The sequence below is a fragment of the Wolbachia endosymbiont (group A) of Hylaeus communis genome (assembly GCF_947251915.1).
GTDB classification, from domain to species: Bacteria; Pseudomonadota; Alphaproteobacteria; order Rickettsiales; family Anaplasmataceae; genus Wolbachia; species Wolbachia pipientis.
The window spans coordinates 1,496,865-1,512,900 of the sequence record NZ_OX366396.1 but is presented as its reverse complement, the minus strand read 5'-3'; the positions used below and the strand labels follow the sequence as shown (position 1 = coordinate 1,512,900).

Sequence of the window (16,036 nt, the reverse complement as noted above, 5' to 3'; positions counted from 1 at the left end):
CAATCTATAACTTAAATTCAATTTGAATTATAGTGATAAGTGATAAAGTAAAACAAGTCCTAAGCTACTACGAAAGTGAAAACCCTGGGGTAAAAGCAAATCTTACTCGTATTCTCATGCATGGAAAGCTTGGCGGCACTGGCAAGTTAGTGATTCTGCCAGTAGATCAAGGATTTGAGCATGGTCCAATTAAAAGTTTTGAAGTTAACCCTGATGCTTATGACCCACATTATCATTTTCAGCTTGCGGTTGATTCGGGAGTAAGTGCATATGCTGCTCCACTTGGTATGATTGAAGCTGGTGCTGCAACTTATGCTGGAATGCTCCCACTTATTTTGAAACTTAATAGTTCCAACTCTTTACATTCAAAGGATCTAACCTCTGATCAGGCAATAACCTCTTCTGTGAAAGATGCGCTGCGTTTGGGCTGCTTAGCTGTCGGATTTACTATATATCCTGGTTCTGCTAAGTGTTTCGATATGATGGAGGAAGCCCGTGGAATCATAGCTGAAGCCAAATCTTACGGGCTTGCAGTAGTGCTATGGTCTTATCCACGCGGTGAAGGGATTTCCAAAGAAGGTGAAACAGCAGTTGATGTTATTGCCTATGCTGCACACATAGCAGCTTTGCTTGGCGCTAATATAATAAAAGTAAAACTTCCAACTAAATATTTGGAAAGGGAGAAAATAGAAACAGAAAATATTGAATCATTATCTAAAAGAATTGAATATGTTAAAAGGTCTTGTTTTGCAGGGAAAAGAATAGTAGTTTTTTCTGGTGGTGAATCGAAGGAAGTAGATAACATATACAATGAAGCGAAAGAAATTAAGCAGGGTGGCGGTAATGGTTCAATCATTGGACGTAACACTTTTCAACGCAAAAGGGAGGAGGCTTTATCTATGCTAAAAGATATAATGGATATCTACACATAAAAAACGGCTGGGTGGCAGAATGGCTTATGCGGAGGACTGCAAATCCTTTTATACCGGTTCAATTCCGGTCCCGGCCTCTTTCATTCTCTATATCTAGTAAAAGTTAACAGTAGCTTTAAGTGTGTAACCTATAGAGAAAGCTTGTCCATAGTAAAATCAATTTCTTTTCAAGTTATGGTTATACTCTTATAGCGTTTCATGGTAAAAAATAAACTAAAAATAAGCAAAGTGTTTTACAAACGTAATTTACTATTTTTACTACCGCCCGAAGTTGCTCACTCTTTGGCAATTATGGCATTAAAGAAAATGCCTTATAAGAATCCTATAGAGCTACCAGAATCTTTGAGTGTGAATTTTTTTGGTAATAAGCTCAGAAGCCCCATAGGTCTGGCTGCAGGTTTTGACAAGAATGCAGAAGTTATAAGGCCTATGCTCTCATTTGGTTTTGGGTTTATTGAAACTGGTACTGTAACTCGTAATCCACAATATGGAAACAAAAAGCCAAGAATTTTTCGGTTAATTAAAGATCAAGGGGTAATTAACAGATTGGGATTTAACAATAAAGGAATAGACTATTTTCTTAAACAAATAGGTGAAACCAAGCTTGATGACTGCATTTTTGGCATCAACATAGGAAAAAACAGTACATCAAAGGACCAAATCAGCGATTATGTTGACTTAATAAAGATAGTATATGGAAAGAGCAATTATATAGTGCTGAACATCTCATCCCCAAACACGCCTAATTTACGCAATCTGCACAATAAGCAAGAATTATCGGAATTGTTGAAATCCGTAACTCTAACCCGAAAATCAATTGATAATTCTAAATCCATACCAATAATATTAAAAATCTCACCAGATGTAGATCAGCAAACGAAAGAAAATATCGCTGAGCTTGCGTTGGAATATAAGATTGACGGATTAACAGTAAGCAACACTACGGTAAGTAGAGATAATCTGCATTCTCACCATAATGAGAGTGGTGGGTTGAGTGGCAAACCGCTGTTTAAACTTTCAACCGAGTTATTGGGCGATATGTACAAATTTACTAAGGGCAAAATATTATTGATAGGGTGCGGAGGAATCTCAAGTGGTGCTGATGCATATAAAAAAATAAAGGCAGGAGCTTCTTTGGTGCAGTTGTACACTGCTCTCATATACCACGGACCTCAAGTTGTAAACAAAATTAATCTAGAACTTGCAGAACTAATAAGGAGAGATGGATTTAGTAACATTAGTGAGGTGGTGGGTTGTATACATTAATTTTGGAAGTTGGTGGTATTATTTTAATAAAATAAAACTAATTCTCTGGTATAAAGGTGGTAGAAAGTGCTTTTCTTTTAAATAATTGGTATGAAGAGTTTGAATGATGCAATATCTAAGATCATTGATTATAAATTTACAAATTATGCAATATTAGAAGAGGCACTAACTCACCCAAGCGTAAATAAAAGGAATAGCAAAAACCAGATTGTAAGCTACGAAAGACTAGAGTTTTTGGGCGATAGTGTTTTGAATATGGTTGTATCTGCCACACTGTTTAAACTATTTCCTGAAGAAAAAGAAGGAGCATTGGCAAAAAGAAAGACGGATTTAGTTTGTGGCAACACCATTGCTAATGTTGCTAAAGAAATAAAATTAGGCAGCTTTATCATCATGAATAATAGTGAACGCTGCAATGGAGGGAGATGTAACTTAAAAAATTTAGAAAACTCGCTTGAAGCACTAATAGGTGCAATTTATATTGATGGCGGGCTTGAAAATGTTGAAAAATTTATTATCCAATATTGGGAAAAGCTAGCTAAAGGCATGCTTGACCCCCCTCAAGATCCTAAAACCTCACTGCAAGAGTGGACTCAGAAAAACAAATTGCCTTTACCAGAGTATGAGCTTGTAAAACAAACTGGACCAGCGCACAATCCTGAATTTACTATATCAGTTTGCATAGAAGATTATGGTAAAGTTTCTGCATGCGCTTCTAGTAAAAAGATTGCTGAACAAAAAGCTGCTGAGTTGATGCTAGAAAAAATTGGAAAAGACGCTTCAGTTTAGGCAAAATAGGCATTAATGTAAATTTTAAGGAAGCTAATAGCGTTTAGGGTAAATGGTCAATTTAAGGAGAAGCATAGTATTATTCATAAAAAAGTTGATCTACCAAAAATCAAGCCTTATGTAGTGGAATATCAATGGCTGTTGTCGGAGATGCGGAAAAAAAGAAGTAGCAAGTTACCAAAAGGTGTTATGCCAGATACATTTGGTCCAAGAGTTGTTTTGTGAAGTTGACAGAGTCAAGGAGAATGAAAGTTTTAAAAAATAGCATATTTTTTAATTATAAAAATTTGATATTAACTGTTGTTGGTTGATTGAGTAAAAACCAGTGAATGGTCACGTTAAAACATATTTTTAAATTTCTGCCAAAATCCTGGTTTATTATCATTAACCTTTGTAAATGTTATATTTAAACTGTATTTCGGATCATTTGGCACGTCGTATTTTATGCTAAATGTTGAAACTTTATCGTTATTGTAAATATGTACATCATCATATGATAGCTTTGTTGTGTAACACTTTACATACTTTTGCTTATCATGCACTAAATCACCTGACTCTCTTTCTAGTTCCACAAATTTCGTTTTTTTCTGACATTCCTTCATTTTTATTAAATCCTTATCTAGTGATATTGAAACTGGCAACGTATTTCCAGCATATTCTTTAGCTAAAAGTTCACTTTGAGGATACATTTTTATTTCCCTGCCAAAATGTGAGTCTATGAAATTATTACTCCAAAATTTATCGCCAGAATGCACGTACTCATCAGTAGCATACGGCACCCCACCATAATTGCATTGAACTTTGTAATCTCCAACACCGTTGTTTTGAAAAAAATCATGAATAGCAGTGTAGCTACCGGCAGCATCATTTATATAATCCATTACTTTATTCCTTAAATTTTTAGTTCATTATATCATAATCATTATGCCAATCAATCAAAAAAGCTCTCCCTTGCTGTTTTTAAAACTGATTTTGAGCAAGCGCTCTCGATTAGTTGGGAGCGTATTTGTAAGATTGTGACATTCGTGCCTCCTAGTTTTTCACATACTGCTGAATCAATTCAGGATAATCTGTAATAATTAATAAATTTTCAGCATTTCCTTTTTTAGCTGTCTTACTAAGGTTAAATGACCCTGTGATGACTTTTTGATTGTCAACAATCATTATCTTATTATGAGCAATCTTTGGCTTATCATCGATCCAAATTGGTACTCCACCTGAAAATAATTCATTTATAACACTATATTTTGAGTAGAGTTGCGATTTATCTAAGATGACTTTAACATCAACACCGGGTTCTTTAGCATTAATCAAAGATTTTGCAACTGTTCCAAGAGTAAATGTATATTCTTGAACTAAGATAGATTTTTTAGACTGATCTATTACGTTGATTATCGGTACAGCACAATCTTCTCCAGGTGAAAAGCAAACCGTAGCTTTTGGGCAGGGCGAAAATATAAAACCCGCATAGTAATACAGAGAAAAACACATTAACAAGAATAAAAAGTGAAAAAGCCTCACAACAACCCACCCCCGGATATACGGCGATAGGCTACATCATAATTTAATCACCTGTCAATAGACTTCTTGCATAGTTTTTGGCAACAACCGTTAGAAACGAAAAAACTTACTTGACAAACTCCGCCAGCCCCCTTATCATGAAACTGAAGGTATTCAGTTATCTTCATTTGTGCAGATTAAACAGCAAGAAAACAACGTAATTGGCGTCTTATTTTTAATTTTTTGCACTATGTGCACCTTATGTCTTCACGATATTTCTAGGTTTTTACCTACACAAGCTGAAACGCGCTTATAAGTCGTTTAAGACAGTATAGTACGCCAATTTGCAGGATTAGGTAGTGACAACTAGCTAACACGGGGTTTCTTTTGCCTTTTTTTCTGCTTAGTAAATTTCTTAAACATTTAAACTAAGGTGAGTTGCATTTAAAAGCAGCTAAATTGCAGTGTTTAAGACTTAAAAAACGCCAATGTTCTAAAATAGATATTAGCTGGGGCTTCTTTTGCCTTTTTTTTCGCTTGGTAAATTTCTTAATGTTTATAGCTAACATGAAGCTAAGTACGAACTTTGTTAAATACAACAAATGGTGTCATCCCAGTGCTCCTTTTTTTGTCATCCGAGTAGCTGACACTGGGATCTATTTTGCATGTAACTCCAATTGTGTTTTGGCATAAAACGCGACGCGTATTAGACTTATTTGCAAGCAAAGCTTGCTAGATCCAAGTAGTCAGGGCACTGGGATGACATCATAGGGACACTTGTATTTTTATGATGTGAGGCATTAGAGCTAAAATACCTCACAGGGAGGGTGAAGCTGATGCGACACTAATGCCATTAAGCCAGATTTTGCTTCCCTCCCATAGAGTTAAAGACTGAACAGTATCTTTTGGAATTATATCCCGTATTACAAGGTTAGTCTAAACTCTCAGTTTATTTATAGTCTTGGAGGCAATTTTATGCAAGCATCGAACAGACGAAATCTGTCAAATCAGAAAGAAACACACAAATTTAAGTTTTTAGTAGTTTTCAAGTATAGTTGTACAGGGAGCGCCTTTGCAGTTATGACCGACATTTTCAATGGTGCCTAAGTGCCCGTATGCAAGCATGGTTTTGGAAGGAACGGTCAAATCATTGATGGAGTCATTTAGACTACCTCGGTTAGGAGATTGTACTATCAACCGTTCCAAGCTGAAGCGTTTCCCTATTACAAATTATATGTAGGAGTTACCATGAAAAAAGCAAAAAGTAAATTAGAAATAGTGAATCCTAATGCAGCAGGAATAGACATTGGTTCAGCTGTACACTATGTGTGTGTACCTGAAGGAAGAGATGAACAACGCGTTCAGAAATTTGGCTGCTTTACTGAAGACCTTCATAACTTAGCACAGTGGTTGAAAAAGTGTAAAGTTACAACAGTAGCTATGGAATCAACAGGAGTATATTGGATTCCTTTATTTCAAATACTTAAGTCATACAAATTCGAGGTAAGATTGGTAAATGCACGGCATGTAAAGAATGTACCTGGTAGGAAGTCTGACGTTCAAGATTGCCAATGGCTCCAACAACTGCATAGCTACGGACTGCTTCATGGATCGTTTAGGCCAGATAATCAGATGTGTGTATTGCGCAGTTACGTGCGGCAACGCAAAAATCTCACTGAAAGTGCATCTACACATATTCTGCGTATGCAGAAGGCATTAATTCAAATGAATATACAATTACACAAGGTTATTAGTCATATTACTGGGATAACTGGTATGAAAATCATTGAAGCTATAATTGAAGGCGAAAGAGATTCTGAAAAATTGGCAGAATTCAGGGACGTGCGAATGAAAAATGATCAGTCTACTATTGCAAAAGCGTTAGCTGGTGACTATAGAGAGGAACACTTATTCACGCTAAAGCAAGAATTTGAACTATATAATATTTATCAAGAAAAAATAGCAGAATGTGATAGAAATATTGAAGCCTATTATAAAACGTTTGAAACAAAGTCTTGTGAAAGCAAACAGCTAAGTAAGCAAAAGAATAAAAATAGCAAAAGTAAGCCAAGCTTTGCTTTGTATGAGGAACTGCACCGAATAACTGGTATGGATTTCACTAAAATTCCTGGATTTGATGTATTAAGTATACAAACCATAATTTCAGAAGTTGGTATAAACCATAGTAAATGGCCAACAGAAAAGCACTTTTCATCGTGGTTGGGACTCAGTCCTGCTAATAAAGTTACAGGGGAAAAAGTGTTTAACACAAGAACACGTAAAGTCATTAACCGTGCTGCAAATGCTTTGCGAATAGCTGCTCATTCTGTAGGAAATAGTAAAAGTGCGTTGGGTGCATACTACAGAAGATTGAAAAAACGACTAGGAGCACCAAAAGCAATAACAGCTACTGCAAGAAAAATGGCATGCATATTTTATAGTATGCTCAAATACGGACAGGAATATGTAGAAAAAGGAATGGAATACTATGAAACACGCTATAAAGATAGAACTGTAAAAAATTTGATCAAAAAAGCGAGCGAATTTGGCTACATATTAGTTCAACAAGAAGAGTTAGTTGAGTGAGTTTCTTAGGAGAAATAGCTACTACGTCATACCACCGCGAACCGTCATCCCGCGATTCATTCCACAACTGTACGAACATTGCGATTTGGGCCTACCAGAAGGGTGTCATGAAAGTAGCTGACACTTGTTCCTTTATGACGGCAGTGCCCAGACACTGGGATCCAGGAAACTTAATTGCAAGTAATGCATTGAGTTTGGTGAGTATGGGTTTTGCGTTATAGAATGAAGCACTTTTGGTGAATTTGTAAAGAAAACTGGATTCCAGTGTCAAGCACTGGAATGACAAGTTCTCGGCAACCCCTACGTCATCCCGTCACGGTATCTCTTAGCCGCTAACACGTAGCGGAATGACGATTGTCGGTAAATCTAAGTTACTGTAGCTATAAAGGCTTTCACAACAACCTATTTTCCTTGAAACTAAAATAGCTACTGAATGTAATAATAATGTGGTCTATTAATTCTATTCCTATACTTTGGCAAGCTTCTGCTAGTTGTCTAGTGAGAGATATATCGCTATTTGAAGGTTGTGTATCTCCGCTTGGATGATTGTGAGATATTACAATGGATGTTGAACCAATCAAAAGTGCGCGCTTGATGATCTCTCTGACATAAAGAGGAGTTTGATCTACTGTACCAATATTTTGCAGGTCTTCCGCTATTAGACGATACTTTTTATTCATATAGATGACACGAAAATTTTCCTTATTGAGGCTTCCTATACTTATTCTTAAATAATCAAGCAATTTTTCCCAGTTATCGATTACAGGCAGGTTTTTTATTTCTTCTCTTGCAGAACGAACAAAGGCTTGTTTTACACAAAAGATGGCAGATATCGCTGCATTGCTGACATCATCAACGTTTTGCAGCGCTTCCAGGTCAGCATTAAAAACTTTATTTAAGCTGCCAAAACTTTCTATCAAACTCTTTGCCACCGGTTTTACATCAATTCTACTATATGCTGAATATAAAATGTGCTCTAAAACTTCATAATCAAGTAATGATTGTCCATTATCTAAAATAATTTTCTCTCTTAGGCGCTTTCTATGCCCCTTTTTGTAATTTTTCATCATCAATGAATTGCTTATCTCTTGTATAATAAGAAATTAGATTTTTAAGTAAAATATTTAATAAAGCGCATGACGCACAATTGTAAGAACATTCATTTTTAAAGACAGCAAATGGTGTCATGAAAGTAGCTGAGACACTGTCCTCCTTTGTCATCCGAGTAGCTGACACTGGTTCCTTTACGACGGCAGTGCCCAGAGGTGTCATCCCAGTGCATGCACATAGTGCAAAAAATTAAAAATAAGACGCTAATACGTAATACTGTTGTCGTTTAATCTGCACAGATTGAAGATAAATGAATACCTTCAGTATCATGATAAAGGGGCTGGCGAAGGGTGTCAAGTAGTTTTTAGCTCTGCCTTCTAAGGCTTTTACTCGTGATAACCACTGTGCCTGCGATCTTATCGTGCCAAGTTTGACAGCGTTTGTTGAAATTTGACCATAAAAAGCCCAAGAACAATGGTGCAACTGACAATATAAAGGAAAAAAATCTCTTTGTTGCTTGTTTTAGGGTCATCTTTTCGAAAGTTTGTGCATCCACAACTCTAAGCCCAAATAATAGTTTTCCAGGTGTAGTAGCAAACTTTACCCACATATATATTACATAGCAAAAGAGCATAATAAACTGGACTATTTGATTTAGGATTAGTAATTTTATAAGTCTACTCTGCGTTGTCTTTTCTTCCGCAGACAGTGGTGCTTGCATTGGGGATTTTGCATCAATTTGACTTAATATTTTGCTATCCTCTGAGTTTGTAAAGAGCTGATTAAAGGCTTGGCTGCAAAACTGCAAGAACAAAGCGATAATAATTAAATCAAGCAATACTGATATATAGCGCCTGAGGCCAGTTACATAACATATTCCATTTTCATCTTTCTTTACCTTTTGAATAACATTTATAGAAGAAAAAATAGAAAATAAACGATCAAAAAATTTATGTAACATATATACACTTTCCAATATTTAACGTGCCCCTGGCCGGACTTGAACCAGCATGCTTTTGCAAGCAACAGATTTTGAGTCTGCCGTGTCTACCATTCCACCACAGGGGCATTAAGTTTTAATGCTATAGGCAACACGGAATTAGTCAAATTTTTTTGCCTTTACATCTTTCAAATGAGGACTAAATATTCTACAATAATCAACAGTTACTCTCAAAACTTAAAATGAATGAATTAGCTAGTCTCTTGGGTTCAAGAAGTGTAGACAAGGAAATATGTAAATTACCGCATAATCTAGAAGCTGAACAGATGCTTATTGGTGCAATGATTCGTGATAATAGAATCTGTGATGCGGTTGAAGATACAATTACGGCAGAGAATTTCTATGATCCATTACATCAGAGTATCTTTACGCAAATATCCAAAACCAGGAAACACGGTATAGTTGCCAATGAACTGAGCCTCAAAATGTTTTTTGAGAACGACCAAGCGTTTACCGAGTGTGGCGGGGTAGAGTACTTAGCAAAGCTTGCAGCGAAGGCAAGTATTGCACTTGATATTTATAGTTTGACTAGAATAATCCGTGATACTTACTTAAGGAGATGTTTAATCAAGCTCGGGCAAGAAATAGTTGGTGATAGCTACAACTACGATATTGAAAATCCTGCACAGGCGCAAATTGAACAAGCAATGACAAAATTGTTCAATTTGGCAGTAAAAAAACAAGGTGAGAAAACATATATAAAACTTGCAAGTTCAATTAAAGATGTAGTTGAGAAGATCAGCACACTGAAAAATAATCCAGAAGCGCTAGGCGTTACAACCGGACTTCAAGATCTAAATCAGCTTCTTGGTGGTCTACAAAAATCTGATTTATTAATTTTAGCTGCAAGGCCTTCTATGGGTAAAACAGCATTGGCGCTAAACATCGCACTTAATGCTTGTAAGATGTTGCAAAAAAGAGCAGATAAGCAACACTATGTAGCGTTTTTCTCGCTTGAAATGTCAGCAGAGCAATTAACTGCAAGGCTGATCACTATAGATTCAGGAATTAGTTATTATAAGGCATTAACCGGGAGAATTAGTGATTTTGAATTGCATGAATTTATCAATACTAGTACAGAATTATCTGAACTGCCTTTCATCATAGATGACACCCCTGCGCTATCAATTAGTGCCCTTCGCACCAGAATACGCTTGCTGTATCAATTATATAATGTAGAAGTGGTATTCATTGATTATTTGCAGCTAATCAGAGGAACAACAAAAAGGAGTAATGAAAATAGAGTGCAAGAAATCTCGGAAGTGACGCAGGGTTTGAAAGCAATTGCAAAGGAGCTAAATATTCCCATTGTTGCACTATCTCAGCTCTCTCGTTCTGTTGAGCAGAGGGATGATAAAAAACCACAACTTTCTGATTTACGTGATTCAGGGAGCATAGAGCAAGACGCAGATATAGTAATGTTTCTCTATAGAGAAGAGTATTATGAACTAAGAAAACAGCCAAATGAAGGAAACAATAAACATCGGGAATGGCAAGAGAAAATGGAAAAAATTAGAAACATTGCAGAGCTCATTATTGCAAAGCAGAGAAATGGACCAATTGGCAGTGTGAAGCTATATTTTGACTCTAACAGAGGTGCATTTAAAGATTACACGGAAAGGCATAGTTCATAGCTTGGCAGCAATCTTCTTGTTCCCAAGTTCATTGATTATTTTTTTATGTAAAGATAGCTTGACAATTTCTTAAAAATCCTTTTATAATGGTATTATATTTTATAATACGTGAGATGATGAATAAAAACAATGTACCCTATCTTATAGCTGGTGCTCTGGCTACTGCAACTTTATTAGCATCTGAAGTGTTTGCTGCAGCTCCTTATATTGGTTTCTTAGCTCCAGTTGCAGCATTAAGTGTTGGCTTGCCATTTATTATTGGTTATGCTGTGTTTTCTGTTGTAACTATTGCACTTTCGTATAAAGCAATTAGTGAGAACAAAACAAATTCTGAGTTAAAAAATAAAATGAAAGCTCAAGAGCAAACAATTTCTGGGCAAAAAACTCAACTAGCTAAAAAAGAAGCGGAAGTAAAAGCTAAAGAGGAAGAAAATTCTAAGTTAAAAAATAAAGTAGAAGCTCAAGAGGAAGAAAATTCTAAGTTAAAAGATCAAGTACGCACTCAAAAGCAGAAAAATTCTGAGCAAAAAACTCAACTAGCTGAAAAAAATAAAAAGATAGAAGAAGACAAATTAAAAGTGGCAATTGCTGATGGCACTGTTCAGCTTGCAAAAGGAACAGTTAATAGCGCTGTTTGGTTTGCAAAAGAAGCAGTTAATGGTGTCTTGTATTCTGGCAAATATGCTTACGATAATTATGTGCCATCAACTGAGTCTACAAAAGGAACACTTAGTGGTATTGGAGGTGGCTTGAAAAATACTTATGATGCGTCAATTGCATCTGTAAGAGGAGCACTTAACAGCGTTGGAAGCAGCTTGTACAGTAGGATTTATGGTACTAAGGTTTCTAGTCCGGAAGAGCAGTTTAAGCGTGAAGATGGATCTAAACCTAGCATGCAAGAACTAACTCGTTTGGATTATTTAAATCTTGAGGTTCTTTCCAGTGAGCAAAAGCAACGAGCTAATAGTTTGGATTATTTAAATATTGATAACGTTCCTAAGCAACCTGATCATTTAAATGTTGATGCTGCTAAAAGTTATTTAATGAGTCTTTCTGAGGATCAGGATGTATTTTATGATGCAGAATCTGGTGATGAAAAAGGTACTGAGATTTCTAGCCCAGAAAGTCAGCCAACTAAAGAAGAAAATGGTCAAGGCTGGTTTGCATGGAGCCTAGGAAAGGCTAAGTCGGCAATGACTGAAGTAGTAGTGATAGGTGCTGATGTTACTAAACCATATCTTGCTAAAATAACTAAGGCACTTGCACCTAACTTGAATATGTAGACAGCGGTGTGCACCGTCGTTAACTAAAGATAATCTCATCCAGGAGAAATAGTTTTTACACTATTTCTCCTCTTTAGCATCAACCCTAAAAAAAACCGGCGTAGGTTTAGGCAATGTTATGCCTGAACTTACGCACGCGTCGCACAAAGATTTTAAATCTCGTTGTTCTTTCGGAATTTGCAGTTGATTTAGTATCATCTCTGCTGACTTGGGAACGATTGGCTGCAATAAAATGCCTATTATCCTGATATATTCCAGTAACTTGTAAATTACTAAATTCATGCGCTCTCTGTCAGTTTTGCTTAGTGTCCAGGGTGCACTTTTGTCTATGTAGGCATTTGCTTCAGAAGAGATGTTGATGATTAGAAGTATGATATGGTTAAATTCATACTTTGATAGGTGATTCATCACTTGATCGAGTATAGCTTTGCAACCTGGAAGACTTTCTTCACCTTTAAGTAGGCTTTGATCGATTGTTGGTACAATTCCAGAACATTGCTTGTGTAAAAATGAAATTGTTCTTTGCACTAAATTGCCTATGTTGTTTGCCAGTTCTGAATTTATCCGGCTGATCATATTTTTCTTACTAAAGTTGCCATCTTGGCCGAAGCTTGCTTCCCTGAGGAGAAAATAGCGTAGCTGATCAACACCAAACTCTTGAGCGAGGCCAATTGGATCTATGACATTACCAAGGGACTTGGATATTTTCTCTCCCTCGTTCAACCACCAACCATGAACTGCAATTTGTTTTGGCAGTGGTAGGTCTGCTGCAAGGAGAATCGCTGGCCAATATACAGCATGAAAGCGCAATATGTCTTTACCGATTACATGAACGTTGAAAGAGTTGTCAGCTAGGTTTGCAGCGCTTGACACTGGAATCTGCGTTTTCCCTTGGTTTGGTGTCATTCCAGTGCTTGACACTGGAATCTGTGTTTCTGGTTCTGCCCAAAACCTCTTATATTCCTCACCTTCAGTACTAGGGAAACCTATTGATGTAAGATAATTGGTTAATGCATCTATCCAGACATAGATTACGTGTTTGTCATTACCTGGTACTTTTATTCCCCAGTTAAAACTAGTGCGAGAGATTGAGAGGTCAATGAGCCCTGATCTTACAAACGATATCACTTCATTTCTTCTGCTCTCAGGAAAGATAAAACTTGGCTGATTTTTATAGAGTTCCAGTAATTTGTCTTGCCAGTTTGACAAGCGAAAAAAGTAGCTCTCTTCTTTTATCCACTGAACTTCTGCGCCTGTTGGTGCTTTGCCATCTATCAGCTCTGATTCCTCATAAAATGCTTCATCACGAACTGAATACCAACCCGAATAGGAATCCAAATATATTTGCCCTCTCTCTTCAAGTCTATTCCATAAAGCTATAACTGCTTTTTTGTGACGTTCCTCCGTAGTGCGAATAAAATCGTCATACTCAAAATTCATGAACTTAGCCAATTCTTTAAATGAAACGCTCACTTCATCTGTAAATTCTTTTGGCTGCATTTCCTTTGCTTTAGCTGCTTTTTCTATTTTTTGTCCATGTTCATCTGTACCGGTGGTAAATTTGACATTTTTCCCAGCTAGTTTCATGAACCTTGCCACCACGTCACACAAGAGAGAAGTGTATGCATGACCAATATGCGGCTTATCGTTTACGTAATATACTGGCGTGGTGATGTAAAAGTTCTCGAATTGTTCCATAGTTTAGCATTTTGATAAAAATCAACTGAGTTAATTATAGTATTAAAAAGGCAGTAATAAATAAATATTGATTGGGTTAAGCATAATTTTTGAAAAAAGCTATTTACTGAAATTTTATTAAAATAAGAAACAATCAGGCATGATTATTGAAAGAACAATGAGAAATTTACTCCTAAGAAACTCACTCAACTAACTCTTCTTGTTGAACTAATATGTAGCCAAATTCGCTCGCTTTTTTGATCAAATTTTTTACAGTTCTATCTTTATAGCGTGTTTCATAGTATTCCATTCCTTTTTCTACATATTCCTGTCCGTATTTGAGCATACTATAAAATATGCATGCCATTTTTCTTGCAGTAGCTGTTATTGCTTTTGGTGCTCCTAGTCGTTTTTTCAATCTTCTGTAGTATGCACCCAACGCACTTTTACTATTTCCTACAGAATGAGCAGCTATTCGCAAAGCATTTGCAGCACGGTTAATGACTTTACGTGTTCTTGTGTTAAACACTTTTTCCCCTGTAACTTTATTAGCAGGACTGAGTCCCAACCACGATGAAAAGTGCTTTTCTGTTGGCCATTTACTATGGTTTATACCAACTTCTGAAATTATGGTTTGTATACTTAATACATCAAATCCAGGAATTTTAGTGAAATCCATACCAGTTATTCGGTGCAGTTCCTCATACAAAGCAAAGCTTGGCTTACTTTTGCTATTTTTATTCTTTTGCTTACTTAGCTGTTTGCTTTCACAAGACTTTGTTTCAAACGTTTTATAATAGGCTTCAATATTTCTATCACATTCTGCTATTTTTTCTTGATAAATATTATATAGTTCAAATTCTTGCTTTAGCGTGAATAAGTGTTCCTCTCTATAGTCACCAGCTAACGCTTTTGCAATAGTAGACTGATCATTTTTCATTCGCACGTCCCTGAATTCTGCCAATTTTTCAGAATCTCTTTCGCCTTCAATTATAGCTTCAATGATTTTCATACCAGTTATCCCAGTAATATGACTAATAACCTTGTGTAATTGTATATTCATTTGAATTAATGCCTTCTGCATACGCAGAATATGTGTAGATGCACTTTCAGTGAGATTTTTGCGTTGCCGCACGTAACTGCGCAATACACACATCTGATTATCTGGCCTAAACGATCCATGAAGCAGTCCGTAGCTATGCAGTTGTTGGAGCCATTGGCAATCTTGAACGTCAGACTTCCTACCAGGTACATTCTTTACATGCCGTGCATTTACCAATCTTACCTCGAATTTGTATGACTTAAGTATTTGAAATAAAGGAATCCAATATACTCCTGTTGATTCCATAGCTACTGTTGTAACTTTACACTTTTTCAACCACTGTGCTAAGTTATGAAGGTCTTCAGTAAAGCAGCCAAATTTCTGAACGCGTTGTTCATCTCTTCCTTCAGGTACACACACATAGTGTACAGCTGAACCAATGTCTATTCCTGCTGCATTAGGATTCACTATTTCTAATTTACTTTTTGCTTTTTTCATGGTAACTCCTACATATAATTTGTAATAGGGAAACGCTTCAGCTTGGAACGGTTGATAGTACAATCTCCTAACCGAGGTAGTCTAAATGACTCCATCAATGATTTGACCGTTCCTTCCAAAACCATGCTTGCATACGGGCACTTAGGCACCATTGAAAATGTCGGTCATAACTGCAAAGGCGCTCCCTGTACAACTATACTTGAAAACTACTAAAAACTTAAATTTGTGTGTTTCTTTCTGATTTGACAGATTTCGTCTGTTCGATGCTTGCATATCACTTTGTACTGTTTTAATTTTTGCCTAAAGCTTTTAATTCAGCGTGAATTTTAGGGGCTCCATATCTGCATTTAGAATGCTTGATGTATTTTTTGAATATCTGCTAGAAGCCCTTCTTTTGCTAATTCTTTACTGCTTTTTTCCTTAGCAACCCATACCACCAGTACAAAACCCTACATAGTTCCTGTGTTTTATAGCAATTTCTATATAAAAGAATACTTTACTCTTTTTCTTTGCCCAGGGCTTTTTTTAAGATGTCTCTTTCTCTTATTAGCTCTTTTTTTAGATCAAATCTTTCTTTGTCATAAGGAGCCTTTGCCTGGAAATGCGTATGCTCCAGACATTTTTCCATCATATTTTCTTACTTAACATACTGCCATCTATACCTAGATCTTTTGCTATTTTTGTACTTGCTTGACCTGTTTCTTTAACCAGCTTAACAGCTTCTAATTTGAATTCTGCTGTATATTCTCTTCTATTTGTCATATTTTGAAAAAACGTTT

The 16,036-nt window shown here is 36.3% G+C and carries 13 protein-coding genes, 2 tRNA genes and 1 pseudogene; 7 read left to right on the top strand and 9 right to left on the bottom strand.

Going from position 1 to position 16,036, the window contains the following annotated elements:
• Positions 1–35: 35 nt before the first annotated feature.
• The 4 genes from OPR52_RS07440 to rnc all read left to right on the top strand — a co-directional run bounded on the left by OPR52_RS07440 (position 36) and on the right by rnc (position 2,987).
• Positions 36–932, top strand: coding sequence for a class I fructose-bisphosphate aldolase (locus tag OPR52_RS07440; RefSeq protein ID WP_209473361.1), 897 nt, complete (start codon positions 36–38; stop codon positions 930–932).
• A gap of 5 nt (positions 933–937) precedes the next feature.
• Positions 938–1,009, top strand: a tRNA-Cys gene (locus tag OPR52_RS07435).
• Positions 1,010–1,130: 121 nt separating this feature from the next.
• Positions 1,131–2,198: a quinone-dependent dihydroorotate dehydrogenase gene (locus tag OPR52_RS07430; protein WP_007548704.1), complete on the top strand. Its 1,068-nt coding sequence runs from the start codon at positions 1,131–1,133 to the stop codon at positions 2,196–2,198.
• A 90-nt stretch (positions 2,199–2,288) separates the two neighbouring features.
• Entirely contained in the window at positions 2,289–2,987 is a 699-nt protein-coding gene (gene rnc / locus OPR52_RS07425; protein WP_006279914.1) for a ribonuclease III, read from the top strand.
• A 338-nt stretch (positions 2,988–3,325) separates the two neighbouring features.
• Here the strand turns inward: rnc and OPR52_RS07415 are convergent, their stop codons facing one another.
• Together OPR52_RS07415 and OPR52_RS07410 are read right to left on the bottom strand one after the other, a co-directional pair.
• The gene (locus OPR52_RS07415) at positions 3,326–3,868 is read right to left on the bottom strand and encodes a hypothetical protein (RefSeq protein ID WP_006279913.1); all 543 of its coding nucleotides are present in this window, start codon (positions 3,866–3,868) and stop codon (positions 3,326–3,328) included.
• Positions 3,869–4,019: 151 nt separating this feature from the next.
• Complete coding sequence (locus tag OPR52_RS07410; RefSeq protein WP_265038181.1) at positions 4,020–4,508, bottom strand: phospholipase D family nuclease; 489 nt, start codon at positions 4,506–4,508, stop codon at positions 4,020–4,022.
• Positions 4,509–5,735: 1,227 nt separating this feature from the next.
• On the opposite strand from OPR52_RS07410, the gene OPR52_RS07405 reads away from it, so the two are divergent.
• Positions 5,736–7,073, top strand: a complete 1,338-nt coding sequence (locus OPR52_RS07405) for an IS110 family RNA-guided transposase (RefSeq protein WP_265037784.1) — start codon at positions 5,736–5,738, stop codon at positions 7,071–7,073.
• A 392-nt stretch (positions 7,074–7,465) separates the two neighbouring features.
• Here the strand turns inward: OPR52_RS07405 and radC are convergent, their stop codons facing one another.
• The 4 genes from radC to OPR52_RS07385 all read right to left on the bottom strand — a co-directional run bounded on the left by radC (position 7,466) and on the right by OPR52_RS07385 (position 9,191).
• Positions 7,466–8,140 (bottom strand): RadC family protein, encoded by a 675-nt coding sequence (radC, locus tag OPR52_RS07400; RefSeq protein WP_010962534.1) that lies wholly within the window; start codon positions 8,138–8,140, stop codon positions 7,466–7,468.
• Positions 8,115–8,309 (bottom strand): hypothetical protein, encoded by a 195-nt coding sequence (locus tag OPR52_RS07395; protein WP_155968352.1) that lies wholly within the window; start codon positions 8,307–8,309, stop codon positions 8,115–8,117. The genes radC and OPR52_RS07395 overlap by 26 nt, the downstream gene beginning before the upstream one ends.
• 178 nt (positions 8,310–8,487) lie before the next feature.
• The gene (locus OPR52_RS07390) at positions 8,488–9,084 is read right to left on the bottom strand and encodes an RDD family protein (protein ID WP_265038179.1); all 597 of its coding nucleotides are present in this window, start codon (positions 9,082–9,084) and stop codon (positions 8,488–8,490) included.
• A 24-nt stretch (positions 9,085–9,108) separates the two neighbouring features.
• A tRNA-Leu gene (locus OPR52_RS07385) sits at positions 9,109–9,191 on the bottom strand.
• 114 nt (positions 9,192–9,305) lie between these two features.
• On the opposite strand from OPR52_RS07385, the gene OPR52_RS07380 reads away from it, so the two are divergent.
• Together OPR52_RS07380 and OPR52_RS07375 are read left to right on the top strand one after the other, a co-directional pair.
• Positions 9,306–10,757 (top strand): replicative DNA helicase, encoded by a 1,452-nt coding sequence (locus tag OPR52_RS07380; protein WP_182320382.1) that lies wholly within the window; start codon positions 9,306–9,308, stop codon positions 10,755–10,757.
• A 116-nt stretch (positions 10,758–10,873) separates the two neighbouring features.
• Entirely contained in the window at positions 10,874–12,040 is a 1,167-nt protein-coding gene (locus OPR52_RS07375) for a hypothetical protein (protein WP_264723379.1), read from the top strand.
• A 60-nt stretch (positions 12,041–12,100) separates the two neighbouring features.
• On the opposite strand, the gene metG is transcribed toward OPR52_RS07375, so the two are convergent.
• The 3 genes and pseudogenes from metG to OPR52_RS07960 form a co-directional block, all read right to left on the bottom strand.
• On the bottom strand, positions 12,101–13,738 hold the full coding sequence (metG, locus tag OPR52_RS07370; protein WP_265038178.1) for a methionine--tRNA ligase: 1,638 nt from the start codon (positions 13,736–13,738) through the stop codon (positions 12,101–12,103).
• A 181-nt stretch (positions 13,739–13,919) separates the two neighbouring features.
• Positions 13,920–15,257: an IS110 family RNA-guided transposase gene (locus OPR52_RS07365; protein WP_265037784.1), complete on the bottom strand. Its 1,338-nt coding sequence runs from the start codon at positions 15,255–15,257 to the stop codon at positions 13,920–13,922.
• A gap of 292 nt (positions 15,258–15,549) precedes the next feature.
• Positions 15,550–16,019: pseudogene (locus OPR52_RS07960) on the bottom strand (IS3 family transposase); the annotation flags it as partial.
• Between the last annotated feature and the right edge of the window lie 17 nt (positions 16,020–16,036).